At 64.8% G+C, this 22,973-nt stretch carries 22 protein-coding genes and 1 pseudogene; 15 read left to right on the top strand and 8 right to left on the bottom strand.

Annotated elements, in window-relative coordinates; all coding sequences use genetic code 11:
• Position 1: 1 nt before the first annotated feature.
• Positions 2-1,438 carry a cytochrome ubiquinol oxidase subunit I gene (locus ACVWZ5_RS20700; RefSeq protein ID WP_028691332.1) on the bottom strand — a complete coding sequence of 479 codons (1,437 nt, stop codon included), beginning with the start codon at positions 1,436-1,438 and terminating at the stop codon, positions 2-4.
• A 343-nt stretch (positions 1,439-1,781) separates the two neighbouring features.
• Here ACVWZ5_RS20700 and ACVWZ5_RS20695 point away from each other — a divergent pair, with 343 nt between their 5' ends.
• The 5 genes from ACVWZ5_RS20695 to ACVWZ5_RS20675 all read left to right on the top strand — a co-directional run bounded on the left by ACVWZ5_RS20695 (position 1,782) and on the right by ACVWZ5_RS20675 (position 7,106).
• The gene (locus ACVWZ5_RS20695; RefSeq protein WP_062575239.1) at positions 1,782-3,002 is read left to right on the top strand and encodes an MFS transporter; all 1,221 of its coding nucleotides are present in this window, start codon (positions 1,782-1,784) and stop codon (positions 3,000-3,002) included.
• Positions 3,003-3,246: 244 nt separating this feature from the next.
• Complete coding sequence (locus ACVWZ5_RS20690) at positions 3,247-4,542, top strand: NCS2 family permease (protein ID WP_062575240.1); 1,296 nt, start codon at positions 3,247-3,249, stop codon at positions 4,540-4,542.
• Positions 4,539-5,624, top strand: coding sequence for a tRNA (uridine(54)-C5)-methyltransferase TrmA (trmA, locus tag ACVWZ5_RS20685; protein WP_062575241.1), 1,086 nt, complete (start codon positions 4,539-4,541; stop codon positions 5,622-5,624). Before ACVWZ5_RS20690 ends, trmA begins: the two co-directional genes overlap by 4 nt.
• Positions 5,625-5,677: 53 nt before the next feature.
• Positions 5,678-6,577, top strand: coding sequence for a LysR family transcriptional regulator (locus tag ACVWZ5_RS20680; protein ID WP_457340816.1), 900 nt, complete (start codon positions 5,678-5,680; stop codon positions 6,575-6,577).
• Between the two features lie 103 nt (positions 6,578-6,680).
• On the top strand, positions 6,681-7,106 hold the full coding sequence (locus ACVWZ5_RS20675; protein ID WP_062575243.1) for a cupin domain-containing protein: 426 nt from the start codon (positions 6,681-6,683) through the stop codon (positions 7,104-7,106).
• A gap of 35 nt (positions 7,107-7,141) precedes the next feature.
• Here the strand turns inward: ACVWZ5_RS20675 and pcaG are convergent, their stop codons facing one another.
• Positions 7,142-7,747, bottom strand: a complete 606-nt coding sequence (gene pcaG, locus ACVWZ5_RS20670) for a protocatechuate 3,4-dioxygenase subunit alpha (RefSeq protein WP_062575244.1) — start codon at positions 7,745-7,747, stop codon at positions 7,142-7,144.
• Positions 7,748-7,758: 11 nt separating this feature from the next.
• On the bottom strand, positions 7,759-8,478 hold the full coding sequence (gene pcaH, locus ACVWZ5_RS20665; RefSeq protein WP_062575245.1) for a protocatechuate 3,4-dioxygenase subunit beta: 720 nt from the start codon (positions 8,476-8,478) through the stop codon (positions 7,759-7,761).
• 199 nt (positions 8,479-8,677) lie between these two features.
• On the opposite strand from pcaH, the gene ypfJ reads away from it, so the two are divergent.
• The 3 genes and pseudogenes from ypfJ to ACVWZ5_RS20650 all read left to right on the top strand — a co-directional run bounded on the left by ypfJ (position 8,678) and on the right by ACVWZ5_RS20650 (position 11,710).
• A complete protein-coding gene (gene ypfJ / locus ACVWZ5_RS20660; protein WP_084940800.1) occupies positions 8,678-9,562 on the top strand; it encodes a KPN_02809 family neutral zinc metallopeptidase in 885 nt (294 codons plus the stop codon).
• 363 nt (positions 9,563-9,925) lie between these two features.
• A pseudogene (locus ACVWZ5_RS20655) lies at positions 9,926-10,807 on the top strand (methyl-accepting chemotaxis protein); the annotation flags it as partial.
• Between the two features lie 39 nt (positions 10,808-10,846).
• Positions 10,847-11,710 carry a methyl-accepting chemotaxis protein gene (locus ACVWZ5_RS20650; protein ID WP_371877790.1) on the top strand — a complete coding sequence of 288 codons (864 nt, stop codon included), beginning with the start codon at positions 10,847-10,849 and terminating at the stop codon, positions 11,708-11,710.
• Positions 11,711-11,789: 79 nt separating this feature from the next.
• Here ACVWZ5_RS20650 and ggt read toward each other — a convergent pair whose 3' ends face one another.
• The 3 genes from ggt to ACVWZ5_RS20635 form a co-directional block, all read right to left on the bottom strand.
• The gene (gene ggt / locus ACVWZ5_RS20645; protein ID WP_062575248.1) at positions 11,790-13,457 is read right to left on the bottom strand and encodes a gamma-glutamyltransferase; all 1,668 of its coding nucleotides are present in this window, start codon (positions 13,455-13,457) and stop codon (positions 11,790-11,792) included.
• 118 nt (positions 13,458-13,575) lie between these two features.
• Complete coding sequence (locus ACVWZ5_RS20640) at positions 13,576-14,472, bottom strand: LysR family transcriptional regulator (RefSeq protein WP_062575249.1); 897 nt, start codon at positions 14,470-14,472, stop codon at positions 13,576-13,578.
• A 115-nt stretch (positions 14,473-14,587) separates the two neighbouring features.
• The gene (locus ACVWZ5_RS20635) at positions 14,588-15,178 is read right to left on the bottom strand and encodes an NAD(P)H-dependent oxidoreductase (RefSeq protein WP_062575250.1); all 591 of its coding nucleotides are present in this window, start codon (positions 15,176-15,178) and stop codon (positions 14,588-14,590) included.
• Between the two features lie 160 nt (positions 15,179-15,338).
• Here ACVWZ5_RS20635 and ACVWZ5_RS20630 point away from each other — a divergent pair, with 160 nt between their 5' ends.
• The gene (locus ACVWZ5_RS20630; RefSeq protein ID WP_028691321.1) at positions 15,339-15,653 is read left to right on the top strand and encodes a putative quinol monooxygenase; all 315 of its coding nucleotides are present in this window, start codon (positions 15,339-15,341) and stop codon (positions 15,651-15,653) included.
• On the opposite strand, the gene ACVWZ5_RS20625 is transcribed toward ACVWZ5_RS20630, so the two are convergent.
• Positions 15,643-16,407, bottom strand: a complete 765-nt coding sequence (locus ACVWZ5_RS20625; RefSeq protein ID WP_084940791.1) for a sulfite exporter TauE/SafE family protein — start codon at positions 16,405-16,407, stop codon at positions 15,643-15,645. The genes ACVWZ5_RS20630 and ACVWZ5_RS20625 overlap by 11 nt on opposite strands.
• A 77-nt stretch (positions 16,408-16,484) precedes the next feature.
• Here ACVWZ5_RS20625 and ACVWZ5_RS20620 point away from each other — a divergent pair, with 77 nt between their 5' ends.
• A complete protein-coding gene (locus ACVWZ5_RS20620; RefSeq protein ID WP_084940787.1) occupies positions 16,485-17,372 on the top strand; it encodes a LysR substrate-binding domain-containing protein in 888 nt (295 codons plus the stop codon).
• 21 nt (positions 17,373-17,393) lie between these two features.
• On the opposite strand, the gene ACVWZ5_RS20615 is transcribed toward ACVWZ5_RS20620, so the two are convergent.
• A complete protein-coding gene (locus ACVWZ5_RS20615) occupies positions 17,394-17,801 on the bottom strand; it encodes a type II toxin-antitoxin system HicB family antitoxin (protein WP_062575254.1) in 408 nt (135 codons plus the stop codon).
• 412 nt (positions 17,802-18,213) lie between these two features.
• Here ACVWZ5_RS20615 and ACVWZ5_RS20610 point away from each other — a divergent pair, with 412 nt between their 5' ends.
• The 5 genes from ACVWZ5_RS20610 to ACVWZ5_RS20590 are packed head-to-tail and all read left to right on the top strand — an operon-like array spanning position 18,214 to position 22,973.
• Complete coding sequence (locus ACVWZ5_RS20610; protein WP_062575781.1) at positions 18,214-18,819, top strand: CDP-alcohol phosphatidyltransferase family protein; 606 nt, start codon at positions 18,214-18,216, stop codon at positions 18,817-18,819.
• A 30-nt stretch (positions 18,820-18,849) separates the two neighbouring features.
• Positions 18,850-20,604 carry a bifunctional alpha/beta hydrolase/class I SAM-dependent methyltransferase gene (locus tag ACVWZ5_RS20605; RefSeq protein WP_457340815.1) on the top strand — a complete coding sequence of 585 codons (1,755 nt, stop codon included), beginning with the start codon at positions 18,850-18,852 and terminating at the stop codon, positions 20,602-20,604.
• Positions 20,604-21,923 (top strand): phosphatase PAP2/dual specificity phosphatase family protein, encoded by a 1,320-nt coding sequence (locus ACVWZ5_RS20600; RefSeq protein WP_457340814.1) that lies wholly within the window; start codon positions 20,604-20,606, stop codon positions 21,921-21,923. Before ACVWZ5_RS20605 ends, ACVWZ5_RS20600 begins: the two co-directional genes overlap by 1 nt.
• Positions 21,920-22,339 carry a hypothetical protein gene (locus ACVWZ5_RS20595; RefSeq protein WP_028691316.1) on the top strand — a complete coding sequence of 140 codons (420 nt, stop codon included), beginning with the start codon at positions 21,920-21,922 and terminating at the stop codon, positions 22,337-22,339. The genes ACVWZ5_RS20600 and ACVWZ5_RS20595 overlap by 4 nt, the downstream gene beginning before the upstream one ends.
• Before the next feature lie 10 nt (positions 22,340-22,349).
• Positions 22,350-22,973, top strand: a complete 624-nt coding sequence (locus ACVWZ5_RS20590; RefSeq protein ID WP_062575257.1) for a lysophospholipid acyltransferase family protein — start codon at positions 22,350-22,352, stop codon at positions 22,971-22,973.

The raw sequence follows: 22,973 nt of genomic DNA, 5'->3' as shown, positions 1-22,973 counted from the left end.
CTCAGTTCCCCTTGCTCAGGCTGGCGGAGTCGGCCTCATGGCCGTCATCGGCGGCGGACAGCGGCCGCGCCGGCGTGCGTTTCTGGCCAGGGCCTCCGGGGGGCTGCGTGTCGCCCTCGCCCGTGTGCGGACCTTTGCGCACCAGACGCATCATGTAGCCGAGCCCGGTGCCGAACAGGGCGAAATAGACTACAACGAACATCACCAGAGTGAAGCCGAGTTGCGCATAGCTGTGGTTGGACACGCCGTCGGCGGTACGCATCAGGCCGTAGACAACCCAGGGCTGACGACCGACCTCGGTGGTGAACCAGCCGGCGAGGATGGCGATCAAGCCAGATGGGCCCATCCACAAGGTCAGGTAGAGGAACGGACGCGAGCTGTACAGCGTGCCGCGCTTGCGCAGCCAGAGGCTCCACAGGCCAACGAAGATCATCAGCATGCCCAGGCCGACCATGACCCGGAACGACCAGAACACGATGGTCGAGTTGGGCCGGTCCTCGGGCGGGAAATCCTTCATCGCCGGGACCTGCTTGTCCAGGCTGTGGGTGAGGATCAAGCTGCCAAGCGCCGGGATCTCGATCTTGAAGCGGGTGGTCTCGGCCTGCATGTCGGGAATGCCGAACAGGATCAGCGGGGTCGGCTCGCCGGGCTTGTTCTCCCAGTGGCCTTCGATGGCGGCTATCTTCACCGGCTGGTGCTTGAGGGTATTCAAGCCATGGAAGTCACCGATCACCGCCTGCACCGGCGCGACGATCAGCGCCATCCACATGGCCATCGACAGCATCTTGCGCACCGCCGGGTTGTCGCGCCCGCGCAGCAGGTGCCAGGCCGCCGAGGCGCCGACGAAGAACGCGGTGGCAACGAAGGCCGCGGTGGCCATGTGCATCAGCCGGTAGGGGAACGACGGATTGAAGATCACCGCGAACCAGTCCACCGGGATCACCTGGCCGTTGACGATCTCGTAGCCCTGGGGCGTCTGCATCCAGCTGTTGGAAGCGAGGATCCAGAACGTCGATACCAGCGTGCCGAGCGCCACCATGCACGTGGCGAAAAAGTGCAGGCCACGCCCGACACGGTTCCAGCCGAACAGCATGACCCCCAGGAAACCGGCCTCGAGGAAGAAGGCGGTCAAGACCTCGTAGGTGAGCAAGGGACCGGTGATGGAGCCGGCAAAGTCGGAGAACTGGCTCCAGTTGGTGCCGAACTGATAGGCCATGACCAGGCCAGAGACCACGCCCATGCCGAAGTTGACGGCGAAGATCTTCGACCAGAAGTGGTAGAGGTCACGGTAGGTGTTGTCGCCGGTCTTCAGCCAAAGGCCTTCGAGCACCGCCAGGTAGCTCGCCAGGCCAATGGTGATGGCCGGGAACAGGATGTGAAAGGACACGGTAAAGGCAAACTGGATTCGGGCGAGCTCTAAGGCTTCCAATCCGAACATGGTGCTTCCTCTTCAGGTAATCCGGCGACCGGGCTCATGGCCTGTCGCCCACTGCCCCCACGGGTATCGAGTGCGGCGCGTTGGAATTGTTCTGTTCGATCGCGGGGATTCCGGCCCAAGGGCCAAGATCGTTGCATCTGGAACGATTGATCCAGATCAACGACTGAATGGAAGCATAGTCCCGAATGACCCATCCGGATGTGTGGTTGATTGCCGCGTGACCGGTTGCCTCACCCTCTTTTTTTGCGTGCGGAAAGGTGATCCACGCGGCTTCCAGCAACTATTTGTTACAAACAGATGTTACTCTTCAGCCCCCTCTAGTACCGAGGTCGCAGGCTCCCCGATGTCCGATTCCGCCCCGCAACTGCTGCGCCATCACCGCCCCTTCCTCGCCTTCTGGCTGGCCCGCGTATTCACCGCCAGCGGCTTCCAGATGCTCACCGTGGCCATCGGCTGGCATCTCTACCAGCTCACCGGCAATGTGCTCGACCTGGGCCTGGTCGGGCTGGTCGAGTTCGCCCCGCGGGTCCTGTTCATGCTGCACACCGGGCATGTCGCCGACCGCTACGACCGGCGCAAGGTCGCCGCCCTGTGCCAGACCCTGCAGGCGCTGATCGCCCTGGCGCTGGCCGTGGGCAGCTTTACCGACAACGTCAGCCGTGAACTGATCTTCGTCCTGGCCTTCCTGCTGGGTGCCGCCCGCTCGTTCGAGATGCCGGCGACCCAGGCCTTGCTGCCCAACGTGGTGCCGCCCGGACTGTTCCCCCGCGCGGTGGCGGCCTCGGCCTCGGCGACCCAGGCGGCGACCATCGTCGCCCCGGCGGTGGGCGGCCTGCTCTACGCCCTCGGCAGTACCTGGGTGTACGGTCCGACCGTAGTCCTCTATCTCATTGCCTGCCTTTTGACCCTGAGCCTTGATGCCCGTCGGCAGCAGCCGCAGCCAGGCAGGGCCAACCTCGACTCGCTGCTGGCCGGGATCCGCTTCATCCGTAGTCGTCCGGATATCCTCGGCGCCATCTCGCTGGACCTGTTCGCCGTGCTGCTCGGCGGCGCCACCGCGCTGCTGCCGGTGTTCGCCAAGGACATCCTGCTCACCGGAGCCTGGGGCCTGGGCCTGTTGCGCTCGGCGCCCGCTGTCGGGGCATTGCTGATGTCGCTGTGGCTGGCGCGCTTCCCGGTGGAACGCAAGGTGGGTCTGACCATGTTCACCGCAGTGGGCATATTTGGCGTGGCGACCATCGCCTTCGGCCTGTCCACTTCGTTCTGGTTCTCCCTGGCGGTACTGGTGGTGCTGGGCGCGGCGGACATGATCAGCATGGTCATCCGCAGCGCCTTCGTGCAACTGGAGACGCCGGACGAGATGCGTGGCCGGGTGAGCGCGGTGAACGGGCTGTTCATCGGTGCCTCGAACCAGCTTGGCGAGTTCGAGTCGGGCGTTACCGCGCACTGGTTTGGCACGGTACCGGCGGTGGTGCTCGGCGGCGTGGGCACGCTGGTGGTGACCGGGGTGTGGATGAAGCTGTTCCCGACCTTGACCCATCGGGACCGTATGCACAACGGCTGACAAGTCCTGGTATTGCGTTTACGGGAGCGGGCTCGCCCCGCGATTTCACAGGCCCGGACGCTTGCGCCTGACCGATCCGACGAAATCGCGGGGCAAGCCCGCTCCCACGATAGGCCCCTGCCCCCCTTGCTGGTATGATGCGCGGCTTTTTTCCGCCCCACACAAAACCACGGTATCCGGTACGGTCTGTGCTTTGCTGTTGGGGTCGATACATTCACGGCGCGAGGGCGCCCGGGGAGCAGGCATGCTGGAAAGGCTGTTTCAACTAAAAGCACACGACACCAATGTGCGCACCGAGATTCTCGCGGGCGTCACCACCTTCCTGGCCATGGCCTATATCCTGTTCGTCAACCCGAGCATCCTCGGCGAGACCGGCATGGACAAGGGCGCGCTGTTCGTCGCCACGTGCCTTGCCGCGGCTATCGGCTCGGTGACCATGGGCATCATCGCCAACTACCCGATCGCCCTGGCGCCGGGCATGGGCCTGAACGCCTTCTTCACCTACACCGTGGTCCTGCACATGGGCCACACCTGGCAGGTGGCACTGGGCGCGGTGTTCCTCTCGGCGGTGCTGTTCTTCCTGCTGTCGATCTTCCGCATCCGCGAGTGGATCGTGAACAGCATCCCGCTGCCGCTGCGCTCGGCCATCGCTGCCGGCATCGGCCTGTTCCTGGCGCTGATCGCCCTGCATAACGCGGGTATCGTCGTCGATAACCCGGCTACCCTGGTGGGCCTGGGCGACCTCAGCAAACCGGCGCCGATCCTCGCCACCCTGGGCTTCTTCCTGATTGTCGCCCTCGAGTCGCTGAAGGTCCGCGGCGCGGTGCTGATCGGCATCCTGGCCGTGACCGTGGCCTCGATCGTGATGGGCGTCACCCCGTTCGGCGGCGTGGTCTCGATGCCGCCGTCGCTGGCCCCGACCTTCCTGCAGCTGGACATCGCCGGCGCCCTCGACGTCGGTCTGGTCAGCGTGATCTTCGCCTTCCTGTTCGTCGACCTGTTCGACAACTCCGGCACCCTGATCGGTGTGGCCAAGCGCGCCGGCCTGATGGGCAAGGACGGTCACATGCCGAAGATGGGCCGCGCCCTGATCGCCGACAGTACCGCCGCCATGGCCGGTTCCCTGCTGGGCACCTCGACCACCACCAGCTACATCGAGTCGGCGGCGGGCGTGAGCGCGGGCGGGCGCACCGGCCTGACCGCCATCGTGGTCGCCGTCCTGTTCCTGCTGGCGCTGTTCTTCGCCCCGCTGGCCGGCAGCGTGCCGGCCTTCGCCACCGCGCCGGCCCTGCTGTTCGTCGCCGTACTGATGGCCTCGGGCCTGGCCGAGATCAACTGGGACGACGTCACCGAAGCCGCGCCGGTGGTGGTGACCGCCCTGGCCATGCCACTGACCTACTCGATCGCCAACGGCATCGCCTTCGGCTTCATCGCCTGGACCGCCATCAAGCTGATCTCCGGCCGTCACCGCGACCTGAACCCGGCGCTGGTGATCCTGTCGATCCTGTTCGTCATCAAGCTGGGCTGGTTCCCCGCATGAGTGCTGTCCTGGATCCTTCACAATACGACGCGCAACTGGCGGCCAAGGCCGCCCGCCTGCGCGAGCTGCTGGCCCCGTTCGGCGCGCCGGAGCCGGCGCTGTTCGACTCACCACGCGAGCACTATCGCCTGCGCGCCGAGTTCCGCCTGTGGCGCGAGGGCGGTCAACGTCACTACGCGATGTTCGCCCCGGGCGAGAAACACAAGGCTATCCTGATCGACGATTTCCCCATCGCCAGCGAGCGCATCAATGAACTGATGCCACGCCTGAAGGCCGCCTGGCAGGGCAACGAGGCACTCGACAATCGCCTGTTCCAGGTCGAGTTCCTCACCACCCTGGCCGGTGACGCGATGGTCACCCTGTGCTATCACCGCCCTCTGGACGAAGCCTGGGAAGCCGCCGCGCAGCAACTGGCCAGCGACCTGAACGTCAGCGTCATCGGCCGCTCCAAGGGCAAGCGCGTGGTGATCGGCCGCGACTACGCGGTGGAGAAACTTGACATCGCCGGCCGTACCTTCAGCTACCGCCAGCCCGAAGGTGCCTTCACCCAGCCCAACGGCGCGGTGAACCAGAAGATGCTCGGCTGGGCCTTCGAAGCCATGGGCGAGCGCCAGGACGACCTGCTGGAGCTGTACTGCGGCAACGGCAACTTCACCCTGCCGCTGGCGACCCGCGCGCGCCAGGTGCTGGCCACCGAGATCAGCAAGACCTCGGTCAACGCCGCCTTGCATAACCTCGACGAGAACGGCGTGGACAACGTGCGCCTGGTGCGCCTGTCGGCCGAGGAGCTGACCCAGGCGCTGAACGATGTCCGCCCGTTCCGCCGCCTGGAAGGCATCGACCTGAAAAGCTATGACTTCGGCACCGTGTTCGTCGACCCGCCGCGCGCCGGCATGGATCCGGACACCTGCGAGCTGACCCGCCGCTTCGAGCGCATCCTGTACATCTCGTGCAACCCAGAGACCCTGGCGCAGAACATCGCCCAGTTGCAAGATACCCACCGTATCGAACGCTGTGCGCTGTTCGACCAGTTCCCCTACACCCATCACATGGAAAGCGGGGTACTGCTGGTTCGGCGCTGATCCGCGATGCGGTGGGGCCTCCCTGGCCCCACCGCACGCAGCCAGGAGTGTTGATGGACCAGTTGAGTGCCATGCAAACCTTCCGCCGGGTCGTCGACCTCGGCAGCTTCAGCGCCGCCGCCAGCCAGGCGGGCATGTCGCACACCGTACTGTCCCGCCAGGTGAAGCAACTCGAACGCCACCTCGGCACGCAATTGCTCACCCGCACCACCCGCCGCCTGCACCTGACCGAGGCCGGCGCGCTCTTCTATCGCCACTGCGTGCAGATCCTCGAGCAAATGCAGGCCATGACCCTCGAGCTCTCCGAACATCAGCAACAGCCCTGCGGCACACTGCGCCTGGGCGTGGCCACGGCGTTCGGTGAGCTGGAGCTGGGACACTGGTTGCCGGACTTCGTCGAACGCCACCCGCTGCTGCAGATCGAACTGCACTGCAGCGATCGCTTTGTCGACCTGCTGGAGGAGGAGATCGATGTGTGCCTGCGGGTTACCGATCACCTGCCGGACTCCAGCCTGGTGGCACGCCGGTTGGCGAGCAGCGAGGTATTGCTGGTGGCCGCCCCGGGGTATCTCGAGCGCCACGGCGCACCATCAAATCCCGATGAAGTGGCCGGTCATGCCTTGCTTGGCTACAACCAGCTCCTGCACCCGCAACGCCTGCAACTTACCAGCGCCTGTGGTGAACAGCGAGACGTCCTCATGCCCCGGCGCCTGAGCGCCAACTCACCCATGGCCCTGCGCGCCGCCGCCATCGGCGGCTTGGGCATCGCGAGCTTCGACCGTTTCATCGTGCATGATGCGCTGCAGGACAGACGGCTGGTGTCGGTGCTGGAGGACTGGAGGCTGCCAGCCCGCAGCCTGTACGCGGTTTATCCACAGAGCCGCTATCTGGCGCCAAAGGTGCGGGTGTTGGTGGATTACGTGCAGGCGTATTACACACAAACCAGAGGGTGATTTGTGCAACTTGCGCACAAGTCATGGCTTACTTCGCACGTATTTGTGCATTGTTTGTTCGATTAACCTTCATTGCACAGTCACTCAATGAAGGAGATCCACCATGAAAGCAGTCATTGCGGGCTTGCTGCTCGGCACCTTGGCCGTCGGCGTCCATGCGGCCGAGACAACCATTTCGGTCACCGACAACGCGGCGTTGAAGTGGCAGGACGTGCCCAATACCCAAGGCGCCGTCAGCTATGCCAATGTCGAGGGCGATATCTTCGGCAAGGGGCCTTATTCGGCTTATGTGAAATTCAGGAAAAGTACCGACAACGGGCTGCATCAGCACAGCCAGACGTTGCCGACGGTTGTGCTGAGCGGGACTTTCTATGCAGTGATCGATGGCAAGCGCACCGAGTATCCGGCGGGCTCCTACTACAAGTTGCCGGCTGACCTGGTGCATGAAAGCGGTTGCACCGCCGCAGCTGATTGCTTGTTGTTCCAGTATCAGGGCGGTGCTTTTGACCTGAAACCTGTAAAAGGCTGAAATCCTAGGGCTGCTTGGCAGCCCCTCTGACTCGATCAGAAATCGAAGAACACCGTCTCCCCTTCCCCCTGAATACGGATATCGAACCGATACGCCGTCTTCCCGTCCACCTCGCAACGTTTGGCGATCAAGGTCTCGCGACGCTGTGGCTGCTCGATCAGGTTGAGCACCGGGCATTTGCCGTTGGCCTCGGCTTCATCTTCGAAGTACAGCCGCGTGTGCAGGTGGATATTGATCCCCCGGGCAAACAAGCTGATGTTGATGTGCGGCGCCATCGGCACGCCCGCGCCATTGCTCACCACGCCTGGCTTGACCGTGTGCAGGGTCCATTCGCCGGCATCGAAGGTGGTCGCGGTGCGGCCGAAGCTGTTGAAGGCGTTCTCGTGGTTGAACTCATCCTGGTAGCGGCCATCGGCATCAGCCTGCCAGACCTCCAGGAACGAATCGCGCACCAGGTGGCCGTTGCCGTCGTACACCTGGCCGAGCAACAGGATTTGTTCGCCCGGCGCCTCGGGGGTGGCCAGGCGGTTCCAGATTTCCTGGTCGCGGGTCGGGTTGCCTGCGGCTTCCAGGGCCAGGCCGATGTGCACGTAGGGGCCGGCGGTCTGCGAAGGGGTTTCCGGCAGCAGTTCGATAGGCATGACGGGCCTCCTCAGCGGTTTTCGAAGTGGGTCTGGCGCTGGCCGCGCAGGACGATGTCGAAGCGGTAGGCCAGGCAATCCATGGGGTTGGCGTGGCTCATGTCGAGCCTGGCGATCAGCCGCTGGACCGCCTCGGGGTTGGCGATCGACTTGACGATCGGGCACAGCGGAATCAGCGGATCGCCCTCGAAGTACAACTGGGTGATCAGTTTGGTGGCGATCGACGGCCCGCTGATGGAGAAGTGGATATGTGCCGGGCGCCAGTCGTTGGGGCCGTTGCGCCATGGGTATGGACCGGGCTTGATGGTACGAAAGCTGTAGTAGCCGTCGCGATCAGTCAGGCAACGGCCGACACCACCGAAGTTCGGGTCGAGCGGCGCCAGGTAGCGGTCGTTCTTGTGCCGGTAGCGACCGCCGGCGTTGGCCTGCCACATCTCCACCAAGGTGTTGGCCACCGGCTTGCCGTACTGGTCGACAACGCGGCCGGCGACAATGATGCGCTCGCCGATCGGCAAGCCGCCGTGGTTGAAGTTGAGCAGCAAGTCATGGTCATGTTCGCCGAAACGCAGATGGGAAAAGTCCGGGCCGGTACTTTCGCTGATCGACTGTGGGATGCTGACCAGCGCCTGGCGTGGCGAGCGCGCCACCGAGGTCTTGTAGTCGGGGGTGAAGGCCTTGGGGTGCCAGTTGCGATCACGGATCACGAAGCGGCTGGTGTCCTGGGCGGGCATGCCGGTTTCCTCTCTTGGAATTGTCGAACGCCTGGGCGTGGCAGGCGGAGTTGCAGTTTCCGGCAGGCCAATCGGGATGAATATTGAATTCAGCGGTCTTAGCCATAACCATTTGGTTATGCACAAACGACCAAGGCGACGCCGAGGGCAGCGCTGAACTAATCTTTGACTTCATGTTTCACAAACCGGAGAGCTCTACATGGAATGGCGAAAAGGCCGACGCAGCGACAACGTGGTCGATGCCCGCGGCGAAGGGGGCGGCGGCGGCATGCGCTTCGGCGGCGGCAAGGGCCTGGGGCTCGGCGCCATCCTGCTGATCGTCGGCATCGGCTGGCTCACCGGGCAGGACCCGTTGCAGATCCTCGGCCAGTTGGCCGGGCAGATGGAGCAGCAGCAGACCGCCCCGGTCAATGTCGACGGCAAGGCCCCGCCGGCCAACGACGAGCAGGCCGAGTTCGTCGCCTCGATCCTCGGCGACACCGAGGACACCTGGAAGGCGCTGTTCGCCCAGTCCGGCAAGCAGTACCGCGATCCCAAGCTGGTGCTGTTCAGTGGCCAGGTCAATTCCGCCTGCGGCTTCGCCTCGTCGGCGGTCGGGCCGTTCTACTGCCCGGGTGATCAGCGCGTGTACCTGGACATGACCTTCTTCCGCGAAATGGAAACCCGCTTCAAGGCTGCCGGCGACTTCGCCCAGGCCTATGTGATCGCCCATGAAATCGGCCACCACGTGCAGACCCTGCTCGGCGTCTCGGCCAAGGTCGACGCTGCGCGCCGCAATGGCCAGCGCATGGAAGGCGACAACGGCCTGCTGGTGCGCCAGGAACTGCAGGCCGACTGCCTGGCCGGGGTCTGGGCCTACCAGGCGCAGAAACGCTTGAACTGGCTGGAGCCGGGCGATGTGGAAGAGGCGCTGAATGCCGCCAATGCCATCGGTGACGATCGCCTGCAACAGCAGGGGCAAGGGCGGGTGGTGCCCGACTCGTTCACCCACGGCACGTCGCAACAGCGTGTGCGCTGGTTCAAGGCCGGGTTTTCCAGTGGCGACGTGAACCAATGCGACACCTTCAGCGCGCGTAGCCTTTGATATCACGCGCAGCCCAGTGCGCGCCCGCAGGTGCGCACTGGGTGTGCTCCCGCGATTGACCACATCAAAAACACAAACGTATTCACCAAGTTACAAATTTGCTGAAAAAGCGTTTCAGCTTCTCCCCAACTTGCCGATAAGTCCTACACAAATCTGCGGGCTATCTGACAACAACAACGCCCAGCTTTTGAGATCAAGTGAGCGAAATCATTCTCTGGGAGAGCGTGCATGAACAGTTGGTTCGCCAATATCAGCGTCAACCTCAAACTCGGCCTGGGCTTCGGCCTGGTCCTGGTCCTGACCGGCCTGCTGGCCCTGACCGGCTGGAACAGCCTGGGCAGCCTCATCGACCGCAGCAACTGGATGAGCGACATCACCCAGCTCAACAGTGACCTGACCAACCTGCGCGTGGCCCGCCTGCAGTGGATGCTGACCAACGGCGACGACGCCTCGGCGGCCAATGTCCAGGCCAAGCTCGACGCCTTCGGCAGCCAGCAGCAGCACCTGGTCAACACCTTCAAGAGCCCCGAGAACCTCAAGCTGCTGCGCGAGCAGGGCCAGAGCATCAGCGAATACCGGATCTCGCTGGAAAAAATGCGCCAGGGCTACAAGACCACCCTCGCTGCCCGTGAATCGATGAACCAGGCTGCGGCCCGCGCCAATGACGCCATCGAGGCGATCAGCAGCGCCGTGCTGTCCAGCTCCGAGAGCGATGCCAGCCGCCTGGCCCAGTACCTGCTGATCAGCAAGGCCAAGCAACAGCTGGTGCAAGTGCGCCTGGATGTACGTAGCTACATCGCCGACCTGACCAGCGAAGCCGAGCAGGCCGCCCTGCGCCAGCTGGAAAACGCCCTGAATGAAATCGACAGCCTCAAGCGTCAGCTGTCGGGCGAAGCCTCGCGCATCCAGCAGTTCGAAAACGCCGTGCTGGCCTATCGCGACGCCGTGCGCCAGTTCCGCGACGCCACCGCCGCCATCGGTGTTGCCCGTGCCGAAATGACCGTGCAGGGCGCCGACATCGTCAAGCGCAGCGACGAGCTGTACAAGATCCAGATCGAACGCCGTGACGACGAAAGCGTCCAGGCCCGCAGCCTGCAGACCACCGCCACCCTGCTGGCACTGCTGGTCGGCGTGCTCGCCGCGTTCATCATCACCCGCCAGATCACCCGCCCGCTGCGCGAGACCATGGACGTGGTCAACCGCATCGCCAGCGGTGACCTCACCCAGGAACTGCGTGTCACCCGTCGCGACGAACTGGGCGCCCTGCAGCAGGGCATCGCCCGCATGGGCACCACCCTGCGCGACCTGATCACCGGCATCCGTGACGGCGTCACCCAGATCGCCAGCGCCGCCGAAGAGCTGTCGGCGGTGACCGAGCAGACCAGCGCCGGCGCCAACAGCCAGAAGGTCGAGACCGACCAGGTGGCCACCGCCATGCACGAGATGGCCGCCACCGTCCAGGAAGTCGCGCGCAACGCCGAGCAGGCCTCCCACGCGGCGACCAACGCCGACGACGAAGCCAGGGTCGGTGACAAGGTGGTGGGTGAAGCCATCAGCCAGATCGAGCGCCTGGCCCACGAGGTGCACCGCTCCACCGAGGCGATGACCCTGCTGCAGCAGGAAAGCCAGAAGATCGGCAGCGTCATGGACGTGATCAAGTCGGTGGCCGAGCAGACCAACCTGCTGGCGCTCAACGCCGCCATCGAGGCGGCCCGTGCCGGCGAGGCCGGGCGTGGCTTTGCCGTGGTGGCCGACGAGGTCCGTGGCCTGGCCCAGCGCACCCAGCAGTCCACCGAAGAGATCGAAGGCCTGATCGCCAGCCTGCAACACGGTACACAGCAGGTCGCCGAAGTGATGAACGGCAGCCGCAGCCTGACCGACAGCAGCGTCGAGCTGGCGCGCAAGGCCGGTGGTTCGCTGGAGAGCATCACCCGCACGGTGTCGAACATCCAGTCGATGAACCAGCAGATCGCCGCCGCCGCCGAGCAGCAGAGCGCCGTGGCCGAAGAGATCAGCCGCAGCATCCTCAACGTGCGCGACGTGTCGGAGCAGACCGCCGCGGCCAGCGACGAGACCGCCGCCTCCAGCGTGGAGCTGGCGCGCCTGGGTGGTCACCTGCAGACACTGGTCAGCCAGTTCCGCGTCTGACCCTGTAACGCATCGCGGGGCAAGCCCGCTCCCACCGGTCGTGGGAGCGGGCTTGCCCCGCGATCATTTCACCCCAGCCTTATTTGACGATCATCCCCACCCCACGCCCACGCGGATCGGAAGCGGTCTCCAGCTTCTCCCCGGTGACCCGGATCGCCTGGATATCGCCCATCTCCCAGCCCTGGTCCTCCAGCACGTAGCCCATCTTCTTCAGGTCGTCGGCCACTGCCCCCTTGAGCGGCGCGTAGCTGTCGAAGTAGATCGTATCCTTGGGCAGCAACTGGTGATGCACGCGCTGCGCCGCCACCGCCTTCTCCAGCGGCATGCCGTAGTCATACAGGTTGTTCATCACCTGGAAGATCGAGGTGAAGATCCGCGAACCGCCCGGCGTGCCCAGTACCAGGGCCACCTTGCCATCGCGGGTCACCAGGCTCGGACTCATCGACGAGAGCATGCGCTTGCCCGGCGCGATGGCGTTGGCGTCGCCGCCGACCACGCCAAAGGCATTGGCCGCCCCCGGCTTGGCGCTGAAATCGTCCATTTCGTCGTTGAGCAGGAACCCCGCGCCCTTGACCACCACGCCACTGCCATAGTCGAGGTTGAGGGTGTAGGTGTTGCTCACCGCGTTGCCCTGCTTGTCGACGATGGAGAAGTGCGTGGTCTGGTGCGGTTCCAGCCCCGGCTTGACCTTGTCGGTCTCGGAGATCGCGTTCGGGTTGACCTGGGCGGCCCGCTTGGCCAGGTAGTCCTTGGCCACCAGCTGGTCGACCGGGACCTTGGTGAAAGCCGGATCGCCGAGATAGTCGGCGCGGTCGGCAAACACGCGTTTCTCGATCTCGGCCAGCAGGTGGATGTACTTGGCCGAGTTGTGCTCGACCCCCTTGAAGTCGGCCGCGCGGTCTTCCTTGATGCCCAGCAGCTGGGCCAGGGCGACACCGCCGGAGCTTGGCGGCGGCGCGGTGTAGACCACATTGCCGCGCCAGTTTATGGCGATCGGGTCACGCCACACCGCCTTGTAGTCCTTGAGGTCGTCCTTGCTGATCAGGCCCTTGTCCGCCTGCATCTGCGCCACCAGCAGGTCGGCGGTCTTGCCCTGGTAGAACTCGCTGACGCCCTTGTCGGCGATGCGCTCCAGGGTCTGCGCCAGCTCCGGCTGCTTGAACAGCTCGCCGACCTTCATGTGGCCGAAGTAGTCGTTGAAGTTGGTGGCGGTCTTGAACAGGCCCTGGGCGTCGTCGCGGTACTGGTACTGCTTCTGGGCAATCTTGAAGCCGTTCTGCGCGTAGCCGATGGCCGGTGTCAGCAGCTCGCTCCACTTGAGCTTGCCGAACTTCTGGTGCGCCTCCCACAGCCCCATCACCGTACCCGGCACACCGGCGGCGCGTACGCCGACCAGGCTGAGGTTCTCGATCACCTCGCCCTTGTCGTCCAGGTACATGGTCTTGGTCGCGGCCTTGGGCGCCACCTCGCGGTAGTCGAGGAAATAGGGCTTGCCGTCGACGAACAAGGTCATGAAACCACCGCCGCCGATATTGCCGGCCTCGGGGTAGGTCACGGCCAGGGTGAAGGCGGTGGCGACGGCAGCGTCCACCGCGTTGCCGCCTTTCTTGAGGATATCGGCGGCCACCTGTGCGCCATATTGATCAGGCGCGGCCACCGCGCCGCCTTCCAGCGTCACGGCAAAGGCGGAGGAACAGCTCAGGATCGCGGCCCCGAGAGCCAGCGGCTGGAACATGACGATACGCATGCGCACTTCCTTGGTGTTGTTTTTGTTGATCAGTCATTAAGGCCGAAGCCATCCGACTAAGCAAACACCATGGCAGGATTGCGCCGCCAATGGGCAGACACTGTCGCGTTCAGGCAACTCAGCAGGCGTAGGCGGCCAGCTTCTTCTGGATGAAATCGAGGAAACACTGGATCCGCAACGCCAACTGGGTGTTGCGGTAGTAGACCGCATGGATCGGCTGGCGATAGCCGTTATTGTGCTCTGCGAGCAGCACCTGCAGGCGGCCGGCGCGGATGTCCTCGTGAGTCATGAAATGCGACAGGCTGACAATGCCTTCACCGGCGAGGGCCAGTTGGCGCAGGGTTTCGCCACTGGAGGCGAGCAGTTGCGGGCGGATTGCCCAATGGTCGCCCTGGGCGTGGCGCAACGGCCAGCGGTTGAGCGATTCCAGGGTGCTGAAGCCGAGCAGGCAATGTTGGTCGAGATCCTCGACCTTTTGCGGCGTGCCGTGCTGCGCCAGGTAATCGGGGCTGGCGAGGACCTGCACCGGGCTGCAGCCCAGCGAGCGGGCATGCAGGCTGGAGTCGGACAGCTCGCCGATGCGGATGGCCACGTCGGTGCTCTGCTCCAGCAGGTCGATGATCAGGTCGTCGGTGTTCAACTCCAGCTCGATGCCAGGGTATTGCCGGCGGAACTCGCCGATCCACGGCAGGATCGCGTGCAGCATGAACGGCGCGGCGGCATTGATGCGCAGGCGCCCGGACGGGGTCTGGCGGTTCATCGACAGGCGCTCTTCCATGTCGTCCATCTGCTCGAGGATCAACCGTGCCCGCTCGAGAAAGAAGCGCCCCTCCTCGGTCAGGTCCATGCGCCGGGTGGTGCGGTTGACCAACGTCGTGCCGAGCTTGCCCTCCAACCGCGACAAGGTGCGGCTGACGGCCGACGGCGTCTGGCCGATCTGCTCGGCGGCGGCGGAGATCGAGCCGCTGTCGATGACGGCGACGAAGACCTGGAGTTCTTCGGAGCGGGTTTTCACACGAAAGGACCTGATTGGAGAATGCCGTGATTGATAGCTGCTGAGCCAGGCATGCGCAAGCAATTAGTCCATCGCGGGCTCGTGGGAGCGGGCTTGCCCCGCGATGGCTCGCGACTCAATTACCCTTGCCGAACACCTCATCCAGGTGCTGCTCGTACGCCGCCAGCGCCGCCGGCACATCCGGCCGCTTCATCACATCGACGGCAAGGAAGGTCGGCAACCCACTCATGCCGAGGAACTGGTTGGCCTTGTGGAACGGGAAGTACACCGCATCCACGCCCTTGCCTTCGAAGAAGTCGCCCGGCTCATCGAACGCTTGCTGCGGCGCGTTCCAGGTCAGCGAAAGCATGTACTGCTTGCCCTGGACCAAGCCACCGCTGCCGTACTTCTGCGAGGCATCGGAGCGGGTGCGACCATCGTTGGCGTACAGGCTGCCATGGCCGGCGGTGAACACCTCGTCGATGTATTTTTTCACCGTCCACGGCGCGCCCATCCACCAACCGGGCATCTGGTAGATCACCACGTCGGCCCAGAGGAATTTCTCCACCTCGGCCTGGACGTCGTAGCCGCCGTCGATGAAGGTTTCCCGCACATCGAAGCCAGCACGGTCCAGATGGGCCAGCGCGGCGTCGTGCAGGGTCTGGTTGAGGCGGCCGTCGGAGTGGGCGAAGCGTTTGCCACCGTTGAGCAGGAGGATCTTTTTCATGGGAGGGTCAGCCCTGTAAGTGAAGTTGCCGGCAGGTTAGGCACTCACCGGGCGGGGAAACAGCTGTCCCAGGGCAAAATACATTTGTCTTAAGATCACGAATGACAAACATATTGTTGATTTAATATCTGCTCACCCACTTCACTTACCGGGATCCCCCATGAGCGAGCAGTACGCCTTCATCCTCAAAGCCAAGACCCGCCCGGAACAGGCCGAAGCCTTCGAGCAACTGTTCCGTCCCTACGTCGAACCCAGCCGCCAGGAGCCGGGCTGCATCGAATACCATATGCTGCGCGACAAGGCAGACCCGAGCCTGTTCGTGTTCTTCGAGGTCTGGGCCAGCAAGGCGGCCCTGGACGTGCACTCGGCGCTGCCGCACATGGCCGCGTTCTTCGAAAAGCGCATGGATTACCTGGAGCGCGACTTTGATATCCAGATGATCGATATGCTCAGCGCTTCTTCCGCTAACCGTTGATCAACAGGTGCGTGCCCAGTAGCGCCAGGCCGATGAAGAAGCAGCGCTTGAACAGCGCTGGACTGATCCGCCCACGCAGCCACTGACCGGCGAACATGCCCAGCAAGGCGGGCGCCAGCATCAGCAACGAAAAGCCCAAGGCCTGGCCACCCAAGGCATCCTGACCGGCCAGGCCGACAGCCAGCGCCAGGGTCGAGACGGTGAATGAAAGCCCCAATGCCTGGACCATCTCCTCACGGCTCAGGCCTAGACCTTGCAAATAGGGCACTGCGGGCATCACGAACACCCCGGTGGCAGCCGTCACCACGCCTGTCAGCAACCCGCAGACGGGGCCCAGCCAGCGTTCCCGCCCAGGCGCCACTCGCAAGCCCGGGCCGGCCAAGCCGTAAAGGGCGTAGATCAGCAACGCAGCGCCCAAACCATGGGCTGCCCACGGGCCACTGTCGATACCTGACCAGGCGCTGCCCAACAGGGTGCCGATGAAGATCATCGACAACATCCCTCCCAGGCGCCGCAGCAGCGCCAGCAAGTGACCGCCTGCCGCCAGCTGCCACAGGTTGGTCACGGTCGACGGCACGATCAGCAGCGCAGCTGCCTGCGCCGGAGACATAGCCAGGCCCAACAAGCCCATGGCAATGGTAGGCAGCCCCAGGCCGATCACCCCCTTGACCGCGCCAGCCAGGAAGAAGGTCATGATCACCAGCATTGAAACTGCGGGTCCGATACTCTGATAAAACGCCAGGAAGGTATTCATGGCGTCATCCTGCCGTGCGGCCAGCTCGCTGAAAATCTGCCATATACTCAGGCAGACTCTTTCCAGGACAGAGGCAGATGCATTTCGACTTGATCGATCTCAAGCTGTTCCAGCATACCCTCGAGAGCGGCAACATCACCGAAGGCGCCCGACGCAGCCACCTGTCGCTGCCAGCGGCCAGTGCCCGCATTCGTGCCATGGAAGCTTCGTTGGGCATCCCCTTGCTCACTCGCAATCGCCGCGGTGTACAGCCCACACCTGCCGGCCAGGCGCTCCTGCAGCATGCGCGGCTGATTGCCCGGCAGTTGGAACGCCTGCAATACGACCTGGGGCAGTACGCCCAAGGCCTGCAAGGACAGGTACGCCTGCTGTGCAACACGGCAGCACTGACCGAGTACCTGCCGGAGTTGCTGGCCAGCTTTCTGGTCGAGCACCCGGGGGTGAGTGTCGATATCCAGGAGTTGCCGAGCCTTGGCATCGTCCAGGCGATCACTCAGGGCATGGCGGACCTCGGCATCATTTCCAGCGCCGCGCCTTGCGAGCATCTGCAGACACGGCCGTTTCGCGATGATCCGCTGGTGCTGGTAATGCCCCAGGGACATCCGCTGGACGCCCATGATGAGGCAGGTTTCAACGCGAGTCTGGGCCATGGGCATGTGGGGCTTGGCGCCAACAGCGCCCTCGCGTTACACCTTGAGGAACAGGCGCTACGTCAGGGAAGGCGCATGCAGGTGCGGGTTCGTGCGGAAGGGTTCGATGGGGTGATCCGCATGGTCTCGGGTGGGGCCGGCGTGGCAGTGGTGCCACTGGCCTCGGTTCGGCGCTGGGAAGGCGTCCTGCCGCTGCGTTGGGTTGCCCTGCGAGAGGACTGGGCCAATCGCCATTTGCTCCTCTGCTCGCGGGATTTCAGCGTATTGCCGGGATACGCCGCCGTGCTGGTCGATCGCTTGGCCGAGCCCGTCTGAACATGACCGGGGCGCGCAGGCTCAGTACACCTCAGCCAGTTCGCGCAGCGCCGCCGAAGCCAGAAATGCGGAGCGTGAAGCGTAGCGATTATCCTGCTTCACCCTATCGTCGATTCGTTGCAACAAGTTCTTGGGCAACGTCGCACTGAAACGTACCGCCGTCCCCAGGTACGGCGTTGCGTCGAAGTCCACCAACGCCCAGAGGCCGCCTGCATACTCTGGGTTGTTCACATGCACATCCATTTCCTGCACCTGTGGCAGGGGCGCGCCATCGGCCACCAGCGCTTCATAATGCAGCGCCAGCGCCTCCTGAACGTTCTCCAGTGCCTGGGGGACCGTGGCGCCTGCGGAAAAACAGCCAGGTACATCGGGGATGGTGACGCCGTAATAGGTCTCACGGGACTTGTGCAGGACAACAAGTAGGTTCATCGGCTCTCTCGCTTTGTCGAACTGCCATGGATGGGCCTCTGCCGGGCAGCGTTTCCGGTCGGTGAACCGCGAAACTAGAACGTTTAGCCGCACCCTCGCAATGTGCCAGGCGGCAGTGAAACAAGTTTCGGAAATGAACTACAGCCGAGTACCGGAACGCGCTGTGCGGCCCCTCGCGGGGCAAGCCCGCGCCTACAACGATCGCGCCAAATCTGTAGGAGATTGTCCTGACTATTGCACTACCCTGGCTTCGCGGGAAACAGTGTGGGAGGCGGGCTGCCCCGCGATCAATGCCGGCAAAGGCCACCTCAATTACCTCGCCCTCCTCACAACTCCACTACGCGCCCCTTGCCGCCCCCCCGCCTGATTCCCCACAATCGCGTCCATGCCGCACCACGACAGGGAATTCAACGTGCCATCGATCTACCAGCTCAAACCCCGCTTCCAGGCGTTGCTGCGCCCTGCCGTCCAGCGCCTGTTCGACCGCGGCGTCACCGCCAACCAGGTCACGGTCACCGCTGCCGCGGTTTCCGTCCTGCTGGGCCTGTTGCTGGCCTGGCTGCCCCAGGTCACCTGGCTGTTCCTGCTGATCCCGGTGTGGATGTTGCTGCGCATGGCGCTGAACGCAGTCGACGGCATGCTCGCCCGGGAGTTCGGCCAGCAGTCGAAGCTCGGCGCCTACCTCAATGAACTGTGCGACGTGATAGCCGACACCGCCCTCTACCTGCCCTTCGCCCTGCTGCCAGGCGTTTCGCCGACACTGGTGGTGCTGGTGGTGGTGTTCGCGGTGATCAGCGAATACGCCGGGGTGATGGGCCCGCTGGCCGGCGCGTCGCGCCGCTACGACGGGCCGATGGGCAAGAGCGACCGGGCCTTCGCCTTCGGCGTGCTGGGTACCGGCGTGGCGTTCGGGCTGCTGGGCGCGGCCTGGATCAACGGCCTGCTGCTGGTCATCCTGCTGCTCTCGCTCTATACCCTCTACAACCGGGTTCGCCACGGCCTGGCCGAAACCCGCTGAGCCCCTCGCTGCCGGACAAGGATATTCGCCATGCGCCAAGCGCAATCACTGCACTTCTGCACCCATGACGGCGTCGAACTGCACTATCGCCACTGGCCCGCCACGCGCAACGAACACCAACCGCGCCGGGCCGTGGTGATGTTCCACCGTGGCCACGAACACGGCGGGCGCATGGCCCACCTGGCCGATGAGCTGGACATGCCCGGCTACGACTTCTTCGCCTGGGACGCCCGTGGCCATGGCCAGTCGCCAGGGGCTCGCGGCGACAGCCCGGGCTTTGCCACCAGCGTGCGCGACGTGCAGACCTTCATCGAGCACATCCAGGCACGGCACGGCATCGCCCAGGCCGACATGGTGGTGCTGGCACAGAGCGTTGGCGCGGTACTGGTCGCCACCTGGGCCCACGACTATGCGCCCAAGGTGCGTTGCCTGGTGCTCGCCTCGCCGGCCTTCAAGGTCAAGCTCTACGTGCCCTTCGCCCGCCCCGGGCTGAAGCTGATGAAGGCCCTGCGCGGCAACTTCTTCGTCAACAGCTACGTCAAGCCACGCCTGCTGACCCACGACCCGGAACGCGTCATGTCCTATGTCGCCGACCCGCTGATCAGCCGGCCTATCTCCGTCACCGTGCTGCTGGGCCTGTACGACGCCGCCGACCGCGTGGTCGCCGATGCCCAGGCGATCCAGGTGCCGACACAGCTACTGATCTCCGGCGCCGACCTGGTGGTCGAGCGCAAGCCGCAAGAGCAGTTCTTCGACCGCCTGGGCAGCACGCGCAAGGAAAAACACATCCTCCCCGGCTTCTTCCACGACACCCTCGGCGAACGCGACCGCGCCCATGCCCTGGCGCGGATCGAGCGCTTCGTCGCGCACTGCTTCGACGCACCGCAAGCGCAGCCCTCGCTGCTCGATGCCGACAAGAGCGGCGCCAGCTGCGCCGAGGCCGAGAGCTTGGCCGCGCCGTTGCCGCGCCATTCGCCACGCGAACTCTACTGGCGTGCCACCCGCGCCGGACTGCGCTTGGGCAAAGGCCTTTCCGAGGGGGTGAAGCTGGGCTTCGACACCGGTTTCGACTCGGGCTCGACCCTCGACTATGTCTACCGCAACACCCCGACCGGCAAGGGCAAGCTGGGCGAGCTGATCGACCGCAACTACCTGGATGCCATCGGCTGGCGTGGCATCCGCCAGCGCAAGCTGAATGTCGAGGAACTCCTGCGCGTGGCCATCGCTCGCCTGCGTGAACAGCAGCGCCCGGTGCATATCGTCGATATCGCCGCCGGCCATGGCCGCTACATCCTCGAGGCGCTGCAAGGCCTGCAACAACTGCCCGACTCGATCCTGCTGCGCGACTACAGCGAACTGAACGTGCAGCAGGGCAATACCTTGATAACCGAGAAAGGCCTGGGCGAGATCGCCCGCTTCGTCCAGGGCGATGCCTTCGACCGCCCGAGCCTGGCCGCTCTCACCCCGCATCCGACACTGGCGGTGGTCTCAGGCCTCTACGAACTGTTCCCCAGCAACGAGCTGGTCGGCAACTCGCTGGCGGGACTCGCCGATGCGGTCGAGGACGGTGGCTACCTGGTCTACACCGGTCAGCCCTGGCACCCGCAGCTGGAGATGATCGCCCGCGCCCTGACCAGCCACCGTGGCGGCCAGGCCTGGGTGATGCGTCGGCGCAGCCAGGCGGAGATGGACCAGTTGGTGGAGGCGGCAGGGTTTCGCAAGATTACCCAGCGCATCGACGAGTGGGGCATCTTCAGCGTCAGCCTGGCACAGCGGGTGCGCTGATGGTCCGTGAAAGCGGGCTGATCCGCCGTGGCATCCTGTGGCTGTTGCTGCTCGGACCGTTCTTCTTTCTCAGCTATGGCATGGCCAATACCTACACCGCTGGCCGCGAGGACATTGGCAGCCTGGTGTTCGCCTGGGAACGGCAGATGCCGCTGTGGCCCTGGACGATCATCCCGTACTGGTCGATCGACCTGCTGTACGGTTTGTCGTTCCTGCTGCCGCGCGCGCGTTCGGAGATGGACCGCCATGCCCTGGCGCTGCTGACGGCGCAACTGATCTGCGTGGCCAGCTTCCTGCTCTGGCCGCTGCGTTTCACCTTCGAGCGCCCCGAGCTGTCGGGGCTGTTCGGCTGGCTGTTCGATGTGCTGATGGGTTTCGACAAGCCCTACAACCAGGCACCGTCGTTGCACATCGCGTTGCTGGTGATCATCTGGACGATGTTTGCCCGACATACGCGGCATCCTGCCTGGCGCTGGGTGGTGCATGGCTGGATGGGGCTGATCGGCCTGTCGGTGCTGACCACCTGGCAGCATCATTTCATCGATGTGCCGACCGGTGCGCTGGCGGGGTTTGTGTGCCTCTGGCTGTGGCCGCACTGCGGCCCGTTGCCCTGGCGACAGGCACGCCTGGCGCAGGATCCGAAACGTTGGCGCCTGGCGCTGCGCTATGGCCTGGGCGCGGCCGCGCTGGGGCTACTGGCAATGAAGATCGGCGGTGGCGGGTTGTGGTTACTGTGGCCGGCGCTGTCATTGCTGCTGGTGGCGCTGAACTATGCCCTGTTCGGCGCCGCAGGTTTCCAGAAAGGCGCCGATGGGCGGCTGTCCGTGGCCGCCACCTGGCTGCTGGCGCCGTATCTGCTATGTGCCTGGGTCAATTCGCGGCTATGGACCTGGCGCCATCCGCAGGCGGATGAGGTGGCCGATGGCGTGTATCTCGGCAGAGTGCCGGGGCGCACTGAAGCGTCTGCGTTCGCGGCGATTGTCGACCTGAGCGCGGAACTGCCCTGCCCCGCGACGACGACGCTGGAAACGCCGCAGGACTACCAGAGCCTGCCGACCCTGGACCTGATTGCCCCAGACCGGGAAATCCTGCAACAGGCCGCCAAGGCTATCGACCACCGCCATCAACAAGGCTCGGTGCTGGTCTGCTGCGCCTTGGGCTACTCACGCAGCGCCAGCGCCGTCGCCGCCTGGCTGCTGCTCAGCGGCCACTGTGCCAGTGCCCCCCAGGCCGAAGCGCTGATTCGCCAGGCGCGCCCCGGTGTGGTCCTGCACCCGGCCCACCGCCTGGTATTGCATAACTTGGAGGCCCAGCCATGAGGCTGCTCCTCGTCGCCAGCCTGCTCGCCCGTGGCCGCCAGCTGGAGCGCCTGTCGGACGGCCTGACCCTGCTGGCCCTGGCCTGCACCCTGGCTCCATTGCTCGGCCTGCCATTGGCGCCGCTGCCGCACCTGCTCTGCGGCCTCTTGCTGCTGCTCGGCCTGGCCCACAAGTATTGGGCCCTGCGCGTCGCCCTGGACGCCGACCTGTTCGCCCGCATCGGCGCCAGCAGCGACCTGCCCGGCGACACCCAGGCCCTGGACCACGCCCTGTTCGACCTGCGCCTCAAGCCTGCGGCCAGCGACCCGCGCGACTGGCCGACCCGCAGCCGGGCCGCCCTGGCCCTGTTGCGCCGCCAGGCCCTGTGCCTGACCCTGCAGGTCGCATTAATGCTGATCCTCCCTTTCACCGGATAAGACCAATGCCATGCTCGCCAGCCTGACCGCCTTCGTCATCACCTCCGCCGCCCGCCTGATCACCGGCGCCCGCGCCTTGTGGCTGGGCTGCACGCCGCAGCCGGTACAGCGCCTGTACTTCGCCAACCACAGCAGCCATGGCGACTTCGTGCTGCTGTGGGCCGCGCTGCCCGAGCCGCTGCGCCGCCGCACCCGCCCCGTGGCGGGCGCCGACTACTGGTGCAAGCCGGGCATCCGCGACTTCCTGATCCGCCAGGTGTTCAACGGCGTGCTGATCGACCGCCAGCACGGCGCAAGCGAAGGCAACCCGCTGCAACCGGTGCTCGAGGCCTTCGCCCAGGGCGACTCGCTGATCTTCTTCCCGGAAGGCACGCGCAACCTGACCGACGACCCGTTGCTGGCATTCAAGAGCGGCCTGTTCCACCTGGCCTCGGCCAACCCGCAGGTCGAGCTGGTGCCGGTGTGGATCGCCAATCTCAACCGGGTCATGCCCAAGGGTCGCGCCCTGCCATTGCCACTGCTGTGCACCCTGAGCTTCGGCGAGCCGCTGCACCTGCAGCCGGACGAGGGCAAGCACGCCTTTCTCGAGCGGGCCCGCCAGGCCCTGCTGAACCTGGCCCCGAAGGAAGCCTGA

Source organism: Pseudomonas sp. TE6283, assembly GCF_054060555.1.
Note: the sequence above shows the minus strand (reverse complement) of the source record. Positions and strands in the feature narration are given on the sequence as shown.